The sequence below is a fragment of the Pseudomonas sp. COW5 genome (genome assembly GCF_026240005.1).
In the GTDB taxonomy this organism is placed as follows: domain Bacteria; phylum Pseudomonadota; class Gammaproteobacteria; order Pseudomonadales; family Pseudomonadaceae; genus Aquipseudomonas; species Aquipseudomonas kribbensis.
The window spans coordinates 2,678,075-2,697,351 of sequence record NZ_JAPHVP010000001.1; the positions used below are offsets into that span (position 1 = coordinate 2,678,075).

The 19,277-nt window shown below is 61.5% G+C and carries 19 protein-coding genes; 12 read left to right on the forward strand and 7 right to left on the reverse strand.

The annotated features are described in order from the left end of the window. Positions 1 to 37 precede the first annotated feature (37 nt). The 3 genes from potA to OQ248_RS12160 are packed head-to-tail and all read left to right on the forward strand — an operon-like array spanning position 38 to position 2,984. A complete protein-coding gene (gene potA / locus OQ248_RS12150; protein ID WP_265812943.1) occupies positions 38 to 1,180 on the forward strand; it encodes a polyamine ABC transporter ATP-binding protein in 1,143 nt (380 codons plus the stop codon). Positions 1,181 to 1,215: 35 nt separating this feature from the next. Further along, a complete protein-coding gene (locus OQ248_RS12155; protein WP_170931574.1) occupies positions 1,216 to 2,097 on the forward strand; it encodes an ABC transporter permease subunit in 882 nt (293 codons plus the stop codon). Further along, entirely contained in the window at positions 2,094 to 2,984 is an 891-nt protein-coding gene (locus OQ248_RS12160; RefSeq protein WP_249482978.1) for an ABC transporter permease subunit, read from the forward strand. Before OQ248_RS12155 ends, OQ248_RS12160 begins: the two co-directional genes overlap by 4 nt. A 56-nt stretch (positions 2,985 to 3,040) precedes the next feature. On the opposite strand, the gene OQ248_RS12165 is transcribed toward OQ248_RS12160, so the two are convergent. Then, entirely contained in the window at positions 3,041 to 3,682 is a 642-nt protein-coding gene (locus OQ248_RS12165; RefSeq protein ID WP_265812944.1) for an HD domain-containing protein, read from the reverse strand. Between the two features lie 190 nt (positions 3,683 to 3,872). On the opposite strand from OQ248_RS12165, the gene OQ248_RS12170 reads away from it, so the two are divergent. Further along, entirely contained in the window at positions 3,873 to 4,838 is a 966-nt protein-coding gene (locus OQ248_RS12170; RefSeq protein WP_265812945.1) for a GlxA family transcriptional regulator, read from the forward strand. Between the two features lie 208 nt (positions 4,839 to 5,046). On the opposite strand, the gene OQ248_RS12175 is transcribed toward OQ248_RS12170, so the two are convergent. Both OQ248_RS12175 and OQ248_RS12180 read right to left on the reverse strand, forming a co-directional pair. Continuing rightward, entirely contained in the window at positions 5,047 to 7,458 is a 2,412-nt protein-coding gene (locus OQ248_RS12175) for a penicillin acylase family protein (protein ID WP_265812946.1), read from the reverse strand. 102 nt (positions 7,459 to 7,560) lie between these two features. Beyond that, positions 7,561 to 8,139, reverse strand: a complete 579-nt coding sequence (locus OQ248_RS12180) for a DUF6436 domain-containing protein (RefSeq protein ID WP_265812947.1) — start codon at positions 8,137 to 8,139, stop codon at positions 7,561 to 7,563. A gap of 97 nt (positions 8,140 to 8,236) precedes the next feature. On the opposite strand from OQ248_RS12180, the gene OQ248_RS12185 reads away from it, so the two are divergent. Next, positions 8,237 to 9,190 (forward strand): alpha/beta hydrolase, encoded by a 954-nt coding sequence (locus OQ248_RS12185; protein ID WP_265812948.1) that lies wholly within the window; start codon positions 8,237 to 8,239, stop codon positions 9,188 to 9,190. A 119-nt stretch (positions 9,191 to 9,309) separates the two neighbouring features. Here OQ248_RS12185 and OQ248_RS12190 read toward each other — a convergent pair whose 3' ends face one another. Continuing rightward, complete coding sequence (locus tag OQ248_RS12190; RefSeq protein WP_085731514.1) at positions 9,310 to 10,062, reverse strand: DUF2059 domain-containing protein; 753 nt, start codon at positions 10,060 to 10,062, stop codon at positions 9,310 to 9,312. 108 nt (positions 10,063 to 10,170) lie between these two features. On the opposite strand from OQ248_RS12190, the gene OQ248_RS12195 reads away from it, so the two are divergent. Then, entirely contained in the window at positions 10,171 to 10,803 is a 633-nt protein-coding gene (locus tag OQ248_RS12195; protein WP_265812949.1) for a 2OG-Fe(II) oxygenase, read from the forward strand. Position 10,804: 1 nt separating this feature from the next. Continuing rightward, complete coding sequence (locus OQ248_RS12200; protein ID WP_265812950.1) at positions 10,805 to 11,290, forward strand: DUF523 domain-containing protein; 486 nt, start codon at positions 10,805 to 10,807, stop codon at positions 11,288 to 11,290. Between the two features lie 209 nt (positions 11,291 to 11,499). Here OQ248_RS12200 and OQ248_RS12205 read toward each other — a convergent pair whose 3' ends face one another. Beyond that, entirely contained in the window at positions 11,500 to 12,063 is a 564-nt protein-coding gene (locus tag OQ248_RS12205; RefSeq protein WP_265812951.1) for a transporter substrate-binding domain-containing protein, read from the reverse strand. Positions 12,064 to 12,197: 134 nt separating this feature from the next. Here OQ248_RS12205 and OQ248_RS12210 point away from each other — a divergent pair, with 134 nt between their 5' ends. Next, on the forward strand, positions 12,198 to 12,623 hold the full coding sequence (locus tag OQ248_RS12210; RefSeq protein ID WP_085709014.1) for a DUF4399 domain-containing protein: 426 nt from the start codon (positions 12,198 to 12,200) through the stop codon (positions 12,621 to 12,623). 63 nt (positions 12,624 to 12,686) lie between these two features. Here OQ248_RS12210 and serA read toward each other — a convergent pair whose 3' ends face one another. Next, complete coding sequence (serA, locus tag OQ248_RS12215; protein WP_085709015.1) at positions 12,687 to 13,916, reverse strand: phosphoglycerate dehydrogenase; 1,230 nt, start codon at positions 13,914 to 13,916, stop codon at positions 12,687 to 12,689. A gap of 204 nt (positions 13,917 to 14,120) precedes the next feature. Here serA and OQ248_RS12220 point away from each other — a divergent pair, with 204 nt between their 5' ends. The 4 genes from OQ248_RS12220 to OQ248_RS12235 all read left to right on the forward strand — a co-directional run bounded on the left by OQ248_RS12220 (position 14,121) and on the right by OQ248_RS12235 (position 18,394). Continuing rightward, positions 14,121 to 15,515, forward strand: coding sequence for an FAD-binding oxidoreductase (locus tag OQ248_RS12220; RefSeq protein WP_265812952.1), 1,395 nt, complete (start codon positions 14,121 to 14,123; stop codon positions 15,513 to 15,515). Positions 15,516 to 15,555: 40 nt separating this feature from the next. Next, positions 15,556 to 16,221 carry a fumarylacetoacetate hydrolase family protein gene (locus tag OQ248_RS12225; RefSeq protein WP_085709017.1) on the forward strand — a complete coding sequence of 222 codons (666 nt, stop codon included), beginning with the start codon at positions 15,556 to 15,558 and terminating at the stop codon, positions 16,219 to 16,221. A 225-nt stretch (positions 16,222 to 16,446) separates the two neighbouring features. Next, complete coding sequence (locus OQ248_RS12230) at positions 16,447 to 17,370, forward strand: SdiA-regulated domain-containing protein (protein ID WP_265812953.1); 924 nt, start codon at positions 16,447 to 16,449, stop codon at positions 17,368 to 17,370. Positions 17,371 to 17,476: 106 nt separating this feature from the next. Further along, the gene (locus OQ248_RS12235; RefSeq protein ID WP_265812954.1) at positions 17,477 to 18,394 is read left to right on the forward strand and encodes an SdiA-regulated domain-containing protein; all 918 of its coding nucleotides are present in this window, start codon (positions 17,477 to 17,479) and stop codon (positions 18,392 to 18,394) included. 146 nt (positions 18,395 to 18,540) lie between these two features. Here OQ248_RS12235 and rpiA read toward each other — a convergent pair whose 3' ends face one another. After that, complete coding sequence (rpiA, locus tag OQ248_RS12240; protein ID WP_265812955.1) at positions 18,541 to 19,215, reverse strand: ribose-5-phosphate isomerase RpiA; 675 nt, start codon at positions 19,213 to 19,215, stop codon at positions 18,541 to 18,543. Between the last annotated feature and the right edge of the window lie 62 nt (positions 19,216 to 19,277).

Below are 19,277 nucleotides of genomic sequence, written 5' to 3' on the forward strand. Positions count from 1 at the left end.
GGCGAACTGCACTCTTTTTTTTCTGGGAGTTTCGTAAATGGCAGTTGCCTCCGGCGCCTATAAGAAAGCCCTCGAGGGCGACCAGACACCGAAACAGGTGCTGGTTAAAATCGACCGGGTCACGAAGAAGTTCGACGAGACGGTTGCCGTGGACGATGTGTCCCTGGAAATCAAGAAGGGCGAAATCTTCGCCCTGCTCGGCGGTTCGGGATCGGGCAAATCCACTCTGCTGCGGATGCTGGCAGGGTTCGAACGGCCCACGGAGGGGCGCATTTTCCTCGACGGCGTCGACATCACCGACATGCCGCCGTACGAGCGACCGATCAACATGATGTTCCAGTCCTACGCTCTGTTCCCGCACATGACCGTGGCGCAGAACATCGCGTTCGGCCTCAAGCAGGACAAGATCCCTGCAGCCGAGATCGACGCCCGCGTAGCCGAGATGCTCAAGCTGGTGCAGATGAGCCAGTACGCCAAGCGCAAACCGCACCAGTTGTCCGGCGGCCAGCGTCAGCGTGTGGCGCTGGCGCGCTCCCTGGCCAAGCGGCCGAAGCTGCTGCTGCTCGACGAGCCGATGGGCGCACTGGACAAGAAACTGCGTTCGCAGATGCAGCTTGAGCTGGTTGAGATCATCGAGCGCGTCGGCGTGACCTGCGTGATGGTGACCCACGACCAGGAAGAGGCCATGACCATGGCCGAGCGCATTGCGATCATGCACCTGGGCTGGATCGCCCAGATCGGCAGCCCGATCGACATCTACGAAACCCCGACCAGCCGTCTGGTCTGCGAATTCATCGGCAACGTGAACATCTTCGAAGGCGAAGTGATCGACGACGCCGAAGGCCACGCGACCATCACCTGCAAGGACCTCGACCGGCAGATCTACGTCGGCCACGGCATCAGCACCTCGGTGCAGGACAAGTCCGTGACCTACGCGATCCGTCCGGAAAAACTGCTGGTCACCGCCGAAATGCCGAACTGCGAATACAACTGGTCCAGCGGCAAGGTGCACGACATCGCCTACCTCGGCGGGCACTCGGTGTTCTACGTCGAACTGCCGAGCGGCAAGCTGGTGCAGTCGTTCGTGGCCAACGCCGAACGTCGTGGCGCACGTCCGACCTGGGGCGATCAGGTCTACGTGTACTGGGAAGATGACAGCGGCGTGGTACTTCGCTCATGAACATGCGCAAATTCAAACGCCGGCTCAATCGAATAATTCCCGGTGGCCGCCAACTGGTCATCGGGGTGCCGTTCATCTGGCTGTTCCTGTTCTTCATGCTGCCGTTCTTCATCGTTCTGAAGATCAGCTTCGCCGAAGCAGACGTGGCCATCCCGCCGTACACCGAGATCTACACCTACGCCGAGCAGAAGCTGCAATTGCTGCTGAACCTGGGCAACTACGCGATGCTCGGCGACGACGAACTGTACATCTCGGCGTACCTCGGATCGCTGAAGATGGCGTTCTTCAGCACGCTGCTGTGCCTGCTGATCGGCTACCCGATGGCCTACGCCATCGCCAGTGCCCGCAAGGAAGTGCAGACGGTGCTGGTGCTGCTGATCATGATGCCGACCTGGACCGCGATCCTGATCCGCGTTTACGCGTGGATGGGCATCCTCAGCAACAACGGCCTGCTCAACGGTTTCCTGATGAGCATGGGCTTGATCGACGAGCCGCTGCAGATCCTCAACACCAACCTCGCGGTGTACATCGGCGTCGTCTATTCGTATCTGCCGTTCATGATCCTGCCGCTGTACGCTAACCTGGTGAAACACGACACCAGTCTGCTGGAGGCCGCGTCCGACCTGGGTTCGAGTACCTTCAACAGCTTCTGGAAAATCACTGTTCCGCTGTCCAAGAACGGCATCATCGCCGGCTGCATGCTGGTGTTCATCCCGGTGGTGGGCGAGTTCGTGATCCCGGAGCTGCTCGGTGGTCCGGAAACCCTGATGATCGGTAAAGTGCTCTGGCAAGAGTTCTTCAACAACCGTGACTGGCCGGTGGCGTCCGCCCTGGCGGTGGTGATGCTGGCGATCCTGATCGTGCCGATCATCCTGTTCAACCGCAGTCAGGCCAAGGAAATGGAGGGTAAAGAATGAAGCGCTTCCGTTTCTCCAGCCTGATGCTGGTGCTCGGCCTGTTGTTCATCTACCTGCCGATGCTGATCCTGGTGATCTACTCGTTCAACGCCTCGAAGCTGGTGACGGTCTGGGGCGGCTGGTCGATCAAGTGGTACGTCGGCCTGCTCGACAACACCCAGTTGATGGGCTCGGTGGTGCGCTCGCTGGAAATCGCCTGCTACACCGCCGTTGCGGCCGTGGCGCTGGGTACGCTGGCGGCATTCGTGCTGACCCGCATCACCCGCTTCAAGGGCCGCACGCTGTTCGGCGGTCTGGTCACCGCGCCGCTGGTGATGCCTGAAGTAATTACCGGTCTGTCGCTGTTGCTGCTGTTCGTGGCCATGGCGCAGATGATCGGCTGGCCCCAGGAGCGTGGCATCGTCACCATCTGGATCGCCCACACGACGTTCTGTGCGGCGTATGTGGCGGTGGTGGTGTCGGCGCGCCTGCGTGAGCTGGACCTGTCGATCGAAGAAGCGGCGATGGACCTGGGGGCGCGGCCGTGGAAGGTGTTCTTCCTGATCACCATCCCGATGATCGCGCCGTCGCTGGCGGCGGGCGGCATGATGTCGTTCGCCCTGTCGCTGGACGACCTGGTGCTGGCGAGCTTCGTCTCCGGCCCGGGCTCGACGACCCTGCCGATGGAAGTGTTCTCGGCCGTGCGTCTGGGCGTGAAGCCCGAGATCAACGCCGTGGCCAGCCTGATTCTGTTGGCTGTTTCGCTGGTGACCTTCATGGTCTGGTTCTTCAGCCGTCGTGCCGAAGAAGCGCGCCGCAAGGCGATCCAGCAAGCCATCGAAGAAAGCGCTGCCGATTCGTGGAAGCAACCGGACGTGCGCCGGGCGCAGACGCCGGAAGCGGCTTAAGTCTGCAAACACAAAAACCTCGCGACCGGTAACGGCCGCGAGGTTTTTTATGCCCGTCAGGAAATCCACGGAGACTGGCGAATGACCTCGACGAAATTCATCGGCTTGAACCCCGGCACCTGATCTTTCAGCACATCGGTCTTCACATTGCCAAACGTGGTCTGCGGGCGATGACGCAAGCCGTCGGCAAACGCGCAGATGATGCATTCCTTGAAACCCTCGCCCCGTGGGTGCGCATGCACCACCGCCTCGCGCTGCACCGTGGTGAATGCCGCGTAGTCCATGCCCAGCACATCCATCTCGACACCCGCCGTCACCAGCGCCACGGTCGGACGCAAATGCTTCGGCACGCCCGGCGTGGTGTGCAGGGCGATCGACAGCCAGACCTGTTCGATGTCGTCGTCGCTCAACCCGTAAGGCTTGAGAAACGCGGCGGCTGCGTTGGCGCCATCGACTTCGAAGCGCTCGTCTTCGCTGCGGTGTCCTTCGACCAGACCCAGATCGTGGAACATCGCGCCGACGTACAGCAGTTCCGGATCGTAGGCCAGTTGCCGGCGTTCGCCGCTCAAGGCACCGAACAGAAACACCCGGCGCGAGTGGTGGTAAAGCAGATCGGATTCGATGTCGCGGATGTACTCGGTGGTGGCCCGGGCCAGGGCACTGTCGGGGATCTTGATACCGGCGATAGTCGTGGTCATGTTGAGCTTCCTCGTCGAAAACGCCGTTGCGGCGCTGATGGGGAAAGTCTGTTCTTGGGGGCAAACCCGGACAATCGATCCATGGCTGCGATCCTTGCCATTCCACCTGCAAATCGTGCCAGCTCGCTTCTGCGGCGCGGATTGGCTAGGGTTGGCGCTGATTAGCCATTCCCAGGGAGCCGACATCGCCATGAACAAAACCGTCGCCATCGTGGTGTTCCCCGGCGTGCAGGCACTGGACGTCAGCGGGCCCATGGACGTGTTCGCCGAGGCCAATCGCTTTCTGGCGGCGGAGGATCATTACCGGCTCGAAGTGATCGGCGTCGAGCGCGGGCCGATGGCGTGTTCCAACGGGCTGACCCTGAGTGCTCATCGGCATTTCAGCGACGTGCGGGAAGCTTATGACTTGCTGCTGGTGGCCGGCGGACCGCAGTTGCCGTTCCTGGATTTCGGTGAGGCGTTCGATGCGTGGTTGCGCGAGGCCTGCGGGCGGGCGCGGCGATTCGGCTCGATCTGCAACGGTGCGTTTATGCTGGCGCGTGCCGGGTTGCTGGAAGGGCGCACGGTTACCACTCACTGGAACGACGCTGAGGCGCTGGCGCAGTTGTGCCCGTCGAGCCGGGTCGAGGCCGATCGGTTGTATGTCGAGGACGGTCAGCTCTACACCTCGGCAGGTGTGACGGCGGGGATCGATCTGTCGCTGTACCTGTTGGCGCGTGACTACGGAGCCGAAGTGGCGCTGAGCGTGGCCAAGCGGCTGGTGGTGTTTACCCAGCGCTCGGGCGGGCAGTCGCAATTCAGCCCGTTCCTCACGCCTCACGCCGAACCGACGTCGGCAGTGGCGATGGTGCAGCTGTATGTGCTGGCCAACCTCACCGGCGACCTGACCATCGCCGACCTGGCGAATGCCGCGAACATGAGTGCGCGGAATTTCTCCCGGGTGTTTACCCGGGAGGCGAAAGTCACCCCGGCGGAATTCGTCGAACGGGCGCGGGTGGATGCGGCGCGGGTGATGCTCGAAAGCACCACGGCGCCGCTGAAGACTGTGGCGTATCAATGCGGGTTTCGCGATGCGCAACACATGCGCAGCGTGTTCAACCGCCGGTTGGGGGTGACGCCGCAGCAGTTTCGGTTGAATTTTGCGGCGATGGTTTGAGCTGAGGTTGGCTTGAGATCGCTACCCCCTCACCCCAGCCCTCTCCCGGAGGGAGAGGGGGCCGATTGGGGGGTGTTCGATAATTTCGCCGACCTGAAAGAGCTTTGTCGAATCCATAGTCGACTGGATCTTTCAAGTCGATGTATGACGTGGGACACCTCGGTCGGCTCCCTCTCCCCCCGGGAGAGGGCTGGGGTGAGGGCAGCTTTTAAGGCTCGGCGCGCTTTGGCAGCAATTTCAACGTACTCCGCGTATTCGCCGTCACCTCTTCATCACTGAAATGCGCCTGCACATACAGCCCGTCCACATACGCCTCCGCCTGATCGTCATAGTGGCTGTCGAACGGCACGCCGCTCTGGCCGACCGGGTTGATGGTCAGGCTGTGGGCCGGATCGGCGAAGTCCACCAGTCGCCGGGTCGACGGGCCGTAGGTCACCGGCCACGGTGCCGGGCCGATCTTCGCCGAGAGGTTGTTAGGCACTTCATGGGAGCCGGGGGCGGCAAACGGGCCGACGTTGAAAATCCGGTCCAGCGGCTTCTGCTGCCCCAACGGATGACCATGGGTCAGCGTGTGCGCCTTGCCCCATTGCCAGCCGGAAGCATCATCGCCGAGGGTCTGCTTCAGATGCGTGATGCTGGCCTGCCACGCGGTGCGCACGGTGTCGGCGCGGGTTTCCTTGCCCGGGGTGTTGCGGTTGTCCCACCACGGTGAATCGGCGTTCGCCGCCAGTCGCGGCAGCGCTGCGTCGAGCACGCGGGTCGACAGCAGGGTCTCGAACATGTCGTTGCCCAGCTCATCGCGCATCGCCGCGTCGGCCAGGTCGTAGAGGAACTGGTTGAACACCGTCGCGCTGACGGAATCCAGCGGGTAGTCGCCTTGCCACTGCGCCAGTTGCTCGACCAGTTTCAGCTGTGCCGGGTCGGTCACCACTTCACGCAATACCGGCAACAGCGGCGCCAGCACGCGCGGGCCATAACCGGTGGTGGTGCCCAGTTGCAGCTTCTGGTTGGCTTCGTTGTCCCACTTCACGTTCTTGTCGGCGAGCTGGCGGTTGAGCTGCTGGCCGCGGTCGGCGAGGTTGTAGTAACCGGGAATCTCCATGCCGGTCGGCGACACGGGCTGGAAGTTGGCCGAGACGATATAGCCCCGCGCCGGGTTCTCTTCCTGCGGGTTGGCGCTGAACGGGAAGTAGCCGTCCTTGTCCGCCTGATTGCTGCTGCCATCGAGGATGAACTCGGGTTTGACCCCGGCCGGCCGCTTGGGCAGCAGCGCCGAGGCCCACCAGGCGATATCGCCCTTGGCGTTGGCGTAGACGATGTTCAGCCCCGGTGCCTGCACCTTGGCTGCTGCGGCGCGGGCCTTGGCCAGGGTGTCGGCGCGGTTGAGCTGGTAGAAACCTTCGAGGATCGGGTTCGGCGTTTCGAGGAACGCCCACCACATGGCAATCGGGGTTTTCCCGGCGGCGCTGCCGAGGGCGTCGTTGACGATCGGCCCGTGGGGCGACTGACGCAGGGTGATAGTCACCGGGGCCTGGCCTTTCACCGCGATCTGCTGCTCGGTGCTGACCATGTCCGTCCACTGGCCGTGATACCAGACCTGATTCGGGTTGTCCGGATTGACCTTCTCGGCGATCAGGTCCAGGTCATCGTTCTGGAACATGGTCAGGCTCCAGCCGAAATCCAGGTTGTGTCCCAGGAACGCAAACGGCACCAGCGCCTGATGATGGCCGTAAAGTTCAAAACCCGGTGCCGACAGCTGCGCTTCGTACCACACCGATGGCACCGAGAAGCGGATGTGCGGGTCGCCGGCCAGCAAAGCCTTGCCGCCCTTGCTGCGACTGCCGGCAATCACCCAGGCGTTGCTGCCTTCGAACTGCGGCAGGCCGTTGTCGATCAGTGCCTGCTCACTGAGGCGGGCGAGGGCGTTCAGGTCTTTCCAGTCATCGGCAGCGAGGGCCGGTGGAGTGCCGGCACGGCCCTTGGCGAGCACGCCCTTGGGCTGCCAGTCGAGGTCGAAGACGTTGAGGTAATCGGCGCCCAGTTGATCGCGCACGTAGGTCAGCAGCGGTTCGGTGCGAAACGCGGCGGCGAAGCTGTAAGCCATGTAGCCGGCGACGCTGATGGTGTCTTCGGCAGTGAACGGCCGCTTGGGGATGCCCAGCACGTCGAACTCGACCGGGGCGGCGTGCGAGTCCTGATACTGGTTGATGCCGTCCAGATAGGCTTGCAGGGCCTTCCACGCCGGTGACTGCTTGTCGAGGCCGGCCACGTAACTGGCGGCGCGTTCGCGGATGCGCAGGCTGCGGAATAACTTGTCGGTGTCGAGCAGCTTCGGCCCCAGCACTTCGGCCAGTTCGCCACGGGCTAGACGGCGCATGGCTTCCATCTGGAACAACCGGTCCTGGGCGTGCACATAACCGAGGGCACGATAGAGGTCGGTTTCGTTTTCGGCACGGATGTGCGGCACGCCGCGCTCGTCGTAACGCACGGTCACCGAGCCTTGCAGGTTGCGCAACTCCACCTGGCCCTGACGCGTCGGTTGCTTGCTGTACACGTACCAGCCGCCGGCGGCGAGCAGGACAACGATGAGCAAGGCAAGAACGGTGAAGACGCGTTTCATGGTGACTCCTTGTGCATTCGGGATTGCCGCCCGTCGGGCTGCAAACAATTAGCACACGCCTCGTGTGCCGTGCATCGCTGTCCTTGAAATGTCCGGAATGCCTTACTTCGTCTCCACCGGCCACGGGCAGTAGCAACCGACCGCGAGCGTGTGGGTGGCATTCACCGGACGATCATCACTCAACGCCTGCAGGATCGGTTCAATAAAACTGTTGCTGGAGTTGCACGTCAGGCCTTCGCTGTACGGGCCGAAGTAAGCCAGTTTGCCGCTGCGATCCCAAATCGCCACGGCCGGGCTGGCGGGAATCTGTTCTGAACCGGGCAACACCGCGATGGTTTTCAACTGGCTCAGCGTGGCGGGTAACTGACCGTGGCTGCCGGTCTTCTGCACGGCGAAGAACTCCACGCCCTTGGGGCCGAACTGTTCGACCATCTCGGTCAGGTGCTGTTGATTGCCGACGTTGCATGGGCAGGCCGGGTCCCAGAAGTGCACCAGGCGGATATTGCCGGGGCCGGCGAGGTCGTCGGGCAGACGCAGCGGATCGCCGGAAAACACCGCGGTATGTTCGCTGAACGCCCGCAGGTAGCGGCCCTGAAACCAGTCGTACGCAGCCCACAGCACGCCGGCACACACGATGGCGAGCAGGCTGGCAAACAGTGCAGTGCGGTAGGGCGGGCGCATGGATTTGGTTCCTCGAGAGCGCGCTAGCTTGCCATGCTTGCTTCTACAGATGAATATCGCAGGCCGATAAAGTCTGTTTACCGTTCTGGAATTGCCCATGTCTGTTGCTTTCGATCCCGATCATCTGCGTGCGAGCCTCAAGCCGTTGGCCGAGTGGCAGCCGTTGTCCGAGGAGGCGAAGGCGTATCAGCGGTACTACCAGACCGACTTCCCGGAGCGCGATGTCTGGCGTGGCATGGGTCGCTTCGATGTCGATGGTTACGAACTCGTCAGCCATTGCTGGTGGCCGGCGGAAACGGCCAAGGCCACGCTGTTTCTGGTGCACGGTTTTTATGATCACACCGGCCTCTACCGGCATGTGATCGAGTGGGCGCTGGATCTGGGGTTCGCAGTGATTGCCTGTGACTTGCCCGGGCATGGTCTGTCGAGCGGGCCACGGGCGAGCATCCGCGATTTCTCCGAATATCAGGATGCGCTGCAAGGCCTGTTCGCCGAGGCGCGCTCGATTGCGTTGCCGCAGCCGTGGCACCTGTGCGGGCAAAGCACCGGCGGGGCGATCATTGTCGATCACGTGCTCAATCACGGTGAGAGCAGCCCGGCCCAGGGCCAGTTGATTTTGCTGGCGCCGCTGGTGCGTCCACGGGCCTGGGGTTGGTCGCAGTTCAGTTATTACCTGCTGCGGCCCTTCGTCCGGGGCATCGCCCGGCGTTTCAGCGAGAACTCCAACGACCCGGATTTCCTGCCGTTCCTGCAGGCCGATCCGTTGCAGCCTAAACGTCTGCCGACGGCGTGGGTCGGGGCGCTGTCACGCTGGATCAAACGGGTGGAATACGCGAAGAAAAGTCCGCGCCGGCCGCTGATCGTCCAGGGGCAGGCGGACATGACCGTGGACTGGCAGCACAACCTGCAAGTGATGAAATGGAAATTCGACCGGCCGCAGATTCTGCTGCTGGCCGAGGCGCGGCATCACCTGGCCAATGAAACGGCAGAGATGCGCGAGGAGTATTTCGAGTTCTTGAACAAGCGGATCAAGGGCCGTCATTCCCAGTGATCCTGATGGCCCTTTCGCGAGCAAGCCCGCTCCCACATTTAACCGTACTCATCCAGCATCAACTCGGTCGAATGTGGGAGCGGGCTTGCTCGCGAAGGCGGTCTGTCAGGTCATAAAAATTACTGGCTGAGGTTCGAGGTGCTTTGCCCCACGGCCAGCCCGGCACGAATCGCCGCCAGCGCGGCCTGATAGTAGGCCTTGCCTTCGGTGGATTCGGCGAAGGTCGCGAACTCTTCCAGTTCTTCATCCGACAGATCGCGATAAACGTACAGCAGCGTGTTGTTCAAGTCGGCACCGATCTGATCCATCAGACGCTGGCGTTGACCGTTCAACATGCCTTGCGCCTGACCGCCACCGAGCAGGCCGGGAATCATCGAACTCAAACTGTCCGCCGCCACACCGGCAATCGCCAGGCTGACTTCGGCACCGGCCTCGCGGGCGGGCAGGGCCTGGGCGAGGTGGCCGATGATCAGCAGGCGACTGTCGCTGGCCGGCATCTTCGGCAGGCCCTTGGCGTTTTTCGCCAATTGATCGCGACGGGTCGCCAGCAGTTCGGCGGCGACGATCTTTTTGCCCAGCGGTGACTGGAAAAACGACAAGGCCGGTTTCGGATCGGCGAGGTTCTTGCGCAGTTGCGCTTCGGCGCGTTGATCCACGGCCTGCGGAGCAAAACGCTGATTGCTGTTGTTCACCAACGCCTGAAACACCGCCGGCGGCAGGCTGCTCTGATAGCGCTGTTGCGCGGCACTCAGGGCGTCATTGAAATGCGCACGTTGGTCCGGCCAGCCGGCGACCTTGTACAACTGGTCGTGGCCGTCTGCCCAGGCGGGCAAAACGCAGAACATCAACAGTGAAAAAAGCAAACGGCGCATAGGGACTCCTGTCGGCAGCGGACTATTCTCCGTGCGGTGCCAGTACTTGTCGAGAATTCGTATCAAGCCGCCGCGTGGCTCTGTCGGAATTCTTGCCGCAGGCATACTATGCGCGCCATGCAAATATCCTCTGAACACCCGCTGCTGTTACGTATCGTCGACGACCTGGCCGAGCGTGGCTGGTCGCAGCAGAACATATTCCTGCCTGCGGATCTGACCCGCGCGCTGGCCGCCGAGTGCCGTAAACGTGAGGCCGAAGGTGAGCTGGCACCGGCGGGCGTCGGACGCGGGCCGTTTTCGGAGGTCCGCGAGGGCATTCGCGGCGACCATATCCAATGGATCGATCCCGGCCAGGCCGAGGCCAGCGACCGTTATCTGAACCTGATGGACAGCCTGCGCGAGGCCCTCAATCGCGGGCTGTTCCTCGGTCTGGAAGACTTCGAATGCCATTTCGCCCTGTACCCGTCGGGTGCGTTCTACCGCAAGCACGTCGACCGTTTTCGCGACGATGACCGGCGCATGGTTTCGGCGGTGATCTACCTCAACGATGGCTGGCTGCCGGAGGATGGCGGGCAGTTGCGCATGTATCTGGAAGGTGACCGGGTCCATGACGTGCAACCCACCGGCGGTTGTCTGGTGGTGTTCCTCTCCGGTGAAGTCCCTCATGAAGTGTTGCCGGCGCAGCGCGAGCGCTTGTCGCTGACAGGCTGGTTTCGCCGCCGTGGCAACGAGCCGTTCTGAGATGCAGAAGATCCTCGTCAGTCGCTGCCTGCTCGGCCATCGCGTGCGTTACGACGGTGGGGCCAGCGGGCCGTTCGATCTGCTGGAACAGTGGATCAATGAGGGACGCGTCGTACCGTTGTGCCCGGAAGTCGCTGGTGGTCTGCCGACGCCTCGGGCGGCGGCGGAGATTCCGGGCGGGCAGGGCAGTGAAGTGCTCGATGGCCTTGCAGCGGTGATCACCACCGAAGGCGAGGACGTCAGTGCGCAGTTTCTCGATGGCGCCCGCCAGGCGCTGGAGCTGGTGCAGAAACACGGGATTCGCGTGGTGGTGCTCAAGGCCAACAGCCCTTCGTGCGGGAATCTGCTGACCTATGACGGGACGTTCAGTGGGGTGAAGGTGAGTGGTGAGGGGGTTACTGCTGCTCTACTCAAGCGTCATGGTGTACAAGTCTTCAGTGAACTGGAGCTGGTTGAAGCAGCGGTGGCTTTGGAAATATTCGGCTGATCCGAGAGCGCTGCCCTCACCCCAGCCCTCTCCCGGAGGGAGAGGGGGCCGACCGCATTGTCTGGTGAGTTATATCGACCTGAAAAAACCAGTCGATTATGGATTCAGCAGAGCAACTTCAGGTCGGCGGATTTCTAGAGCATCCCCCAATCAGTCCCCTCTCCCTCCGGGCGGTCCGACGTTTCGGGAGGGTTAGGGTGAGGGGGGGGTCAAGGTTTCAACCACTTCTGCGACAACGCCTCCAGCCGCCCGTCCGCCCTGATCCGCTGCAACGCATTCTCCAGACTCGCCTGAAACGCCGGATTGCCCTTCTGAAACGGAATCGCCAGATCCACCGGCGGCCCGACCTTCGGTTTCTCTTCCGTCAGCGCCTGGACCAATACCAGCGGGCGGGGCTGTTCATCCTTTTTCGCCAGCAGATGCGCATTGACCTGCGTGTAAGGTTGGCTCACGTCGAAACGATCCTTGAGTTCCGGGGTCAGTGCTATGTGGTTGAGCGCGACGTCGTACTTGCCGCTTTCGACGCCCTGGAGCAGATCGGCTTCGTCGGTGACGATGAAGTCGGCGCGCACATCCAGCTCGTTGGCCAGCTGTTGCCCAAGCTCGACCTCGAACCCCGTGAGTGTGTCGCCGTCCTTGAAATTGAAGGGCGGTGTATTAGCCTCTAGGGCTATGCGCAACTCGCCACGGTCGTTGACGTCATCAATCAGTTCGGCGTGAGCCAGAGGGCTCAGAAGGGGAAGCAGGCAGATCAGGCCAGGCAGAAAACGCATGGTCACTCCTTTGAAATCATTGTCGCGGCCTGTTGGTCAGGCTCGCTTTGCTATGGTTGTCGAGTGCCTTCGACAACGAATGGTCATGAAGTTGTCATGACCGCGCGGATTTTACGGAAAAACTGGAGAAGAGAATGAAAACATTCATGTCACGTGCTGCTTTGGCTGGTTTGCTGATGGGCGTTTCGGTGCTGGCCAGTGCGGCCACGCCGGCGCCGAAGGGGGCCGAAGTGTTCATCGTTTCTCCCGAAGACGGAGCAAAGGTTTCGCAGACCTTCACCGTCAAGTTCGGCACCAAGGATGTCGCGCTGGCACCGGCCGGTGATGCCACGCCGAATACCGGTCACCACCATCTGCTGATCGACGCCAAGGAAATCGTTCCGGCCGGCGCAGTGGTGCCGACCGACGCCAACCACATGCATTTCGGCAAGGCCCAGACCTTCGCCGAGATCAAACTGGCGCCAGGCAAGCACACCCTGCAGCTGGAGCTGGGCGACAAGAACCACATGGCTTTCGATCCACCCGTGGTCTCGAAGAAAATCACCATCACCGTGGAATGATTTTTCCACCGGCATGAAAAAGGGAGCCCCGAGGGGCTCCCTTTTTTGTGGCTCAGCGCCGGATCAGAACAACACGCGGCTACGGATGGTGCCGTTGACGTGTTGCAGCTTCTCTTGCGCCAGCTCCGAGTACTCGGCGTCGACGTCGATCACCACGTAGCCGACCTTTTCGTTGGTCTGCAGGAACTGACCGGAGATGTTGATGCCGTTTTCGGCGAAGACCTTGTTGATCTCGCTCATCACACCCGGGATGTTCTCGTGGATGTGCAGCAGACGGTGCTTGCCAGGGTGAGCCGGCAGGGCCACTTCCGGGAAGTTCACCGACGATACCGAGGTACCGTTGTCGCTGTACTTGACCAGTTTCTCTGCCACTTCCAGACCGATGTTGGCCTGCGCTTCAGCGGTGGAACCACCGATGTGCGGAGTCAGGATCACGTTGTCCAGGCCACGCAGCGGGCTTTCGAACTCTTCGTCGTTGGAGCGCGGTTCGACCGGGAACACGTCGATGGCGGCGCCGATCAGGTGCTTGTCCTTGATCGCAGCGGCCAGGTGATCCAGCTCGACCACGGTGCCGCGTGCCGCGTTGATCAGGATGCCGCCCTTCTTGATGGCGCGGATTTCCTTCTCGCCGATCATCCACTGGGTCGCAGCGGTTTCCGGAACGTGCAGGGTGACGATGTCGGACATGCCCAGCAGCTCGTGCAGGTTGCCGACCTGGGTCGCGTTGCCCAGCGGCAGCTTGGTCACGGTGTCGTAGAAGAACACCTGCATGCCCAGGCCTTCAGCCAGGACCGACAGCTGAGTACCGATCGAGCCGTAGCCGACGATGCCCAGTTTCTTGCCACGGATCTCGAAGGAGTTGGCTGCGGACTTGATCCAGCCGCCACGGTGGCAGGAAGCGTTTTTCTCAGGGATGCCGCGCAGCAGCAGGATCGCTTCGGCCAGCACCAGCTCGGCCACGGAGCGGGTGTTGGAGTACGGTGCGTTGAACACGGCGATGCCGCGCTCGCGGGCCGCTTCCAGGTCGACCTGGTTGGTGCCGATGCAGAAACAGCCGACTGCCACCAGCTTCTTCGCGTGATCGAAGATCTCTTCGGTCAGTTGGGTGCGCGAACGAATGCCGATGAAGTGAGCGTCAGCGATCTTTTCCTTGAGCTGGTCTTCCGGCAGGGAGCCAGTCAGGTATTCGATGCTGGTGTAGCCCGCCGCCTTGAGGACGTCGACAGCCGATTGGTGGACGCCTTCGAGAAGAAGGAACTTGATCTTGCTCTTATCGAGAGAAGTCTTGCTCATCTGCGTAAACCTGTATCCCGGAGAAAAATGGCAGGAAATGGTCAACAGACATTGACCTTGACGACAAGAAAGCCGTCACCGCAGAACCGCCGTTGGGCACTGGCCTGCGGGGTCGGTATGCTAGCATAGCCGCCCCGCTAATCACTCATTCCTGCGACGTGAAGCGTTCTCAGGATGACCATGAATTGTTCGAGAGTTCTGTCGATGACCAATCCTGCCCTGATTGATGAACTGAAGACCCTGGTCGAGCCTGGCAAGGTCCTGACCGATGCCGACTCCCTGAACGCGTACGGCAAGGATTGGACCAAGCACTTCGCCCCGGCGCCGAGCGCCATCGTGTTCCCCAAGACCATCGAGCAAGTGCAGGCCATCGTCCGCTGGGCCAACGAACATAAAGTGGCGCTGGTGCCATCGGGCGGGCGCACCGGTCTTTCCGCCGCTGCCGTCGCCGCCAATGGCGAAGTGGTTGTCTCGTTCGACTACATGAACCAGATTCTCGACATCAACCTCACCGACCGCACCGCCGTGTGCCAGCCAGGCGTGGTCACCGAGCAGCTGCAGAACGCGGCCGAAGAACATCACCTGTACTACCCGGTGGACTTCGCTTCCGCCGGTTCCAGCCAGATTGGCGGCAATATCGGCACCAATGCCGGCGGGATCAAGGTCATTCGCTACGGCATGACCCGCAACTGGGTGGCGGGCATGAAAGTGGTCACCGGCAAGGGCGACGTGCTGGAACTGAACAAGGACCTGATCAAGAACGCCACCGGTTATGACCTGCGGCAGCTGTTCATCGGCGCCGAAGGTACCCTCGGTTTCGTGGTCGAAGCCACCATGCGTCTGGATCGTGCACCGAAAAACCTGACCGCGATGGTTCTCGGCACCGCCGATTTCGACTCGATCATGCCGGTGCTGCACGCCTTCCAGGGCAAACTCGACCTGACCGCGTTCGAATTCTTCTCCGACAAGGCGCTGGCCAAGGTCATGGGCCGTGGCGATGTCCCGGCACCGTTCGAGACCGACTGCCCGTTCTACGCCTTGCTGGAATTCGAAGCGACCACCGAAGAAGTGGCCAACAGCGCCCTGGAAACCTTCGAGCATTGCGTGGAGCAGGGCTGGGTGCTGGACGGCGTGATGAGCCAGAGCGAAACCCAGTTGCAGAACCTGTGGAAGTTGCGCGAGTACATCTCCGAAACCATCTCCCACTGGACGCCGTACAAGAACGACATTTCGGTCACCGTCTCGAAAGTCCCGGCGTTCCTGCGGAAAATCGACGCGATCGTCGGCAAACACTATCCGGATTTCGAAATCGTCTGGTTCGGCCACATCGGCGACGGCAACCTGCACCTGAACATTCTCAAGCCGGACAACCTGAGCAAGGACGAGTTTTTCGCCAAGTGCGCCACCGTCAACAAGTGGGTGTTCGAAACCGTCGAGAAGTACAACGGTTCGATCTCCGCCGAACACGGTGTGGGCATGACCAAGCGCGACTACTTGACCTACAGCCGCTCGCCGGTGGAAATCGAATATATGAAAGCGGTCAAGGCGGTGTTCGACCCGAACGGCATCATGAACCCGGGCAAGATCTTCGCGGTTTGATTGGCAATCCCTGATGAATCAATGAAGGCAGGAGTCGGTAATGAGCTATCAGCACCAGTATGTCGACGGTACGCGGATTCATTTTCCGCTGGGGAAAGTGGTGTGCATCGGTCGTAATTACGCCGAACACGCCAAGGAACTGGACAACCCGGTCCCTACCGAGCCGCTGCTGTTCATCAAGCCGGGCAGTTGCGTGGTGCCGCTGGAAGGCGGTTTCAGCATTCCGACCGAACGCGGCTCCGTGCATTACGAAGCGGAAATCGCCGTGTTGATCGGCAAACCGCTGTCGACCAAACCGAGTCGTGAAGAAGTGCTGGACGCGATCTCCGGTTTCGCCCCGGCACTGGATCTGACCCTGCGCGACAAGCAGGCCGAGCTCAAGTCCAAGGGGCTGCCGTGGGAAATCGCCAAGTCGTTCGACGGCGCGGCGGTGATCGCACCGTTCGTGGCCGGCAGCACCTTTGCCGACCTGACCGACATCGGCATCCGCCTGACCATCAATGGCGAAGTGCGCCAGGACGGCAACAGCAGCGCGATGCTCAACCCGATCGTGCCGATGATCCAGCATATGGCCGGTTGCTTCTCGCTGCAGGCCGGTGATGTGATCCTCACCGGCACGCCGGTGGGCGTGGGGCCGTTGAACGTCGGCGATGACATCGTGCTGGAACTGCCGGGCGCCAGTCGCTTCACCAGCAGCGTGCGCTGATCCGGGCATCGCGTTCCCGAGCGGGAGGTCGCCGGTTTGAGTTGAAAGTTCAAGCCGGCAACCTCCCGTTTTTTTGTTTTGTGATCGAGCCTGCAAAGACGCAGGGCAATCCGGCCATTTGCCGTTTTTTTCACATCTTGTCCGGATAATTCCGGTCATCCTGGCGTCTGAGCCGGCCTCTTTGTGCTATTACCCATAGCCTGAATTTTCGGAACGCGTCCTCTGATGTCATCTCAAACTCAGCTCAACCCTGCCCGTCGTTCACGTTTCGCCCTACGCTGGTATTACTGGCTGTTGCTGGTGGTCGCTGCCGCTTACGGTCTGGCGCATGCCATGCATTGGGATGACCGCGGCCTGCTCTGGGTGCGCGAGCGCTTTGAAAGCCCGACCGAGCGCAAGGAAAGTGTCTGGCTGCCGGACTATCGGGTGGTGATCGACGCCAAACTGTTGCCGGGTATGGAAAAGGACGAGGCTTCGGACCTGTCCTACGACCCGCAGTCCAAGACCCTGTTTTCGGTGATGGGCAAGAACCCGTTCCTGGTCGAGCTGACCTTGCAGGGCGACGTGCTGCGCAAGATGCCGCTGGTGGGCTGGAGCAACCCGGAAGGTGTGACCGTGCTGGGCAATGGTCTGGTGGCGATTGTCGATGAGCGAGAGCACATGCTGTCCATCGTCAAGGTCGATACCACGACCCGCGAACTGAAGCGCGACGATTTCCCGAAATACGACCTCGGCCCGTCGAAGGACCAGAACAAGGCCTTTGAAGCGATTGCCTGGGACCCGCGCAATCAACAGTTGTTGCTGGGCGAAGAGCGGCCACCGGCGCTGTTCACCTGGAAAAGCGACGGCAGCCAGACCCTCACCGGCGACAAGCAGAAACTGCCGAACGACGATCTGGACATCCGCAACCTCTCGGCGCTGGCAGTCGATCCGCGTACCGGGCATACCCTGGTGCTGTCCGCCGACTCGCACCTGCTGCTGGAGCTGGACGAGAAGGGCGAGCAAGTCAGCTTCATGACCCTGCTCGGCGGTTTCAACGGTCTGAAGAAAACCATTCCCCGCGCCGAAGGCGTGACCATGGACGAGCAGGGCACGCTGTACATGGTCAGCGAACCGAACCTGTTCTACCGCTTCGAAAAGCAGAAATAACCAGCCCGCCGCACCAAGGTTGTCGTTCCGGGCAAGTGGCCTTTAAGCTTCGATTCAGACAGGCGTGATATTTCATCCGCCTGTTTTGATCCCGAGCCCTGTCCGCATGCGTCGATTTGCCCGTCCCAAGCCACTTCTGATCATCCTTTCGGTGATTGCCCTGATCGCACTGATTGCGATCGGCCAATACCTGCGCCTGTTCGAGCGCGCCTGGTTCAACCTGCAAAGTCACTGGCAGCCCCACAGTATTGAAGCCATCAATCTGGATCAGTACCGGGTGGACATCGAGGCCCGGGTCATCGAGGGGCTGAACGATGACGTCTCCGCGCTGACCTACGATCCGGTGCGCAAGAGCCTGTTCACCGTCACCAACAAGAATGCCGAGCTGATCGAGTTATCGCTGGAGGGACAGATCCTGCGCCGTGTCGCGTTGATCGGCTTCGGCGATGCGGAAGCGGTGGAGTTCATCAACGCCGATACCTACGTCATCAGCGACGAGCGTCAGCAGCGTCTGATCAAAATCCATCTGGAGCACGACACCACGTTCCTCGATGCGGCGGACGCCGAGCAGATGACGCTCGGCGTGCACATGAGCGGTAATAAAGGGTTTGAAGGCCTGGCTTACGACTCGGTGGGCAAGCGTCTGTTCGTGGCCAAGGAGCGCGACCCGATGCTGATTTACGAAGTGCACGGCTTTCCGCACTTCAACCCGGAAAAGTCTTACGCAGTGCATGTGATCAACAACCCCAAGCGCGACGCCGGGATGTTCGTGCGTGACCTGTCGAGCCTGCAATACGACGAACGCAGCGGCCATCTGCTGGCGCTGTCGGACGAGTCGCGGCTGATTCTGGAACTGGATGTGGACGGGCGCCCGATGAGCACGATGTCGTTGAGCGGTGGCCGGCAAGGGCTGAAGAAAACCGTGCCGCAGGCGGAAGGCATCGCGATGGATGACGACGGGACGTTGTATCTGGTGAGCGAGCCGAATCTGTTTTATGTCTTCAGAAAGCCTGCGCAGAATTAACCAACACCACAAAACACTGTGGGAGCGAGCTTGCTCGCGATGAGGGAGGATCAGTCGCCAAACAAGTCGACTGACACACCGCTATCGCTAGCAAGCTAGCTCCCACAGGTTTTTTCATCTGCCCATAAAGTTGTGGGCAGGCTGGCTTACTCAGCCTTCAGGGTCTTCACACCTTCGCTGGTGCCCAGCAACAGCAGATCCGCAGGACGCGCCGCGAACAGGCCGTTGGTGACCACGCCGACGATCGCATTGATCTGCGCTTCCAGCTCCACCGGGTTGGTGATCTGCAGGTTGTGCACGTCGAGGATGATGTTGCCGTTGTCGGTCAGCACGCCTTCGCGGTAGACCGGGTCGCCGCCCAGCTTCACCAGTTGGCGGGCGACGTGGCTGCGCGCCATCGGGATCACTTCCACCGGCAGCGGGAACGCGCCGAGCACCGGCACCAGTTTGCTGCCGTCGGCGATGCAGATGAAGGTCTTGGCCACGGCCGCGACGATCTTCTCGCGGGTCAGGGCTGCGCCGCCGCCCTTGATCAGGTTCAGGTGTTCGTCGCTTTCGTCGGCGCCGTCGATGTAGAACTCCAGGTCGCTGACGGTGTTCAGTTCGTACACCGGAATCCCGTGGCCCTTGAGGCGCGCGGCGGTGGCTTCGGAGCTGGCGACCGCGCCATCGAACGCACCCTTGTGCCGGGCGAGGGCGTCGATGAAGCAGTTGGCGGTGGAGCCGGTGCCGACGCCAACGATGCTCTTGTCGTCGAGTTTCGGAAGGATGAAGTCGACGGCGGCCTGGGCCACGGCCTGTTTGAGTTGATCCTGGGTCATGCGGGCTCCGGAAGCGGGCAAGGTAAGAACGGAAAGGCCGGCATTATAGCCTCAAGCCGGGC

Coding starts and splice junctions, on each gene's coding strand:
- OQ248_RS12160 (WP_249482978.1), top strand. CDS start 2,094: ATGAAGCGCTTCCGTTTCTCCAGCCTGATGCTGGTGCTCGGCCTGTTG.
- OQ248_RS12180 (WP_265812947.1), bottom strand. CDS start 8,139: ATGCGCCCGCCCTACCGCACTGCACTGTTTGCCAGCCTGCTCGCCATC.
- OQ248_RS12165 (WP_265812944.1), bottom strand. CDS start 3,682: ATGACCACGACTATCGCCGGTATCAAGATCCCCGACAGTGCCCTGGCC.
- OQ248_RS12225 (WP_085709017.1), top strand. CDS start 15,556: ATGAGCTATCAGCACCAGTATGTCGACGGTACGCGGATTCATTTTCCG.
- OQ248_RS12230 (WP_265812953.1), top strand. CDS start 16,447: ATGTCATCTCAAACTCAGCTCAACCCTGCCCGTCGTTCACGTTTCGCC.
- potA (WP_265812943.1), top strand. CDS start 38: ATGGCAGTTGCCTCCGGCGCCTATAAGAAAGCCCTCGAGGGCGACCAG.
- rpiA (WP_265812955.1), bottom strand. CDS start 19,215: ATGACCCAGGATCAACTCAAACAGGCCGTGGCCCAGGCCGCCGTCGAC.
- serA (WP_085709015.1), bottom strand. CDS start 13,916: ATGAGCAAGACTTCTCTCGATAAGAGCAAGATCAAGTTCCTTCTTCTC.
- OQ248_RS12235 (WP_265812954.1), top strand. CDS start 17,477: ATGCGTCGATTTGCCCGTCCCAAGCCACTTCTGATCATCCTTTCGGTG.
- OQ248_RS12170 (WP_265812945.1), top strand. CDS start 3,873: ATGAACAAAACCGTCGCCATCGTGGTGTTCCCCGGCGTGCAGGCACTG.
- OQ248_RS12190 (WP_085731514.1), bottom strand. CDS start 10,062: ATGCGCCGTTTGCTTTTTTCACTGTTGATGTTCTGCGTTTTGCCCGCC.
- OQ248_RS12200 (WP_265812950.1), top strand. CDS start 10,805: ATGCAGAAGATCCTCGTCAGTCGCTGCCTGCTCGGCCATCGCGTGCGT.
- OQ248_RS12220 (WP_265812952.1), top strand. CDS start 14,121: ATGACCAATCCTGCCCTGATTGATGAACTGAAGACCCTGGTCGAGCCT.
- OQ248_RS12205 (WP_265812951.1), bottom strand. CDS start 12,063: ATGCGTTTTCTGCCTGGCCTGATCTGCCTGCTTCCCCTTCTGAGCCCT.
- OQ248_RS12210 (WP_085709014.1), top strand. CDS start 12,198: ATGAAAACATTCATGTCACGTGCTGCTTTGGCTGGTTTGCTGATGGGC.
- OQ248_RS12195 (WP_265812949.1), top strand. CDS start 10,171: ATGCGCGCCATGCAAATATCCTCTGAACACCCGCTGCTGTTACGTATC.
- OQ248_RS12185 (WP_265812948.1), top strand. CDS start 8,237: ATGTCTGTTGCTTTCGATCCCGATCATCTGCGTGCGAGCCTCAAGCCG.
- OQ248_RS12175 (WP_265812946.1), bottom strand. CDS start 7,458: ATGAAACGCGTCTTCACCGTTCTTGCCTTGCTCATCGTTGTCCTGCTC.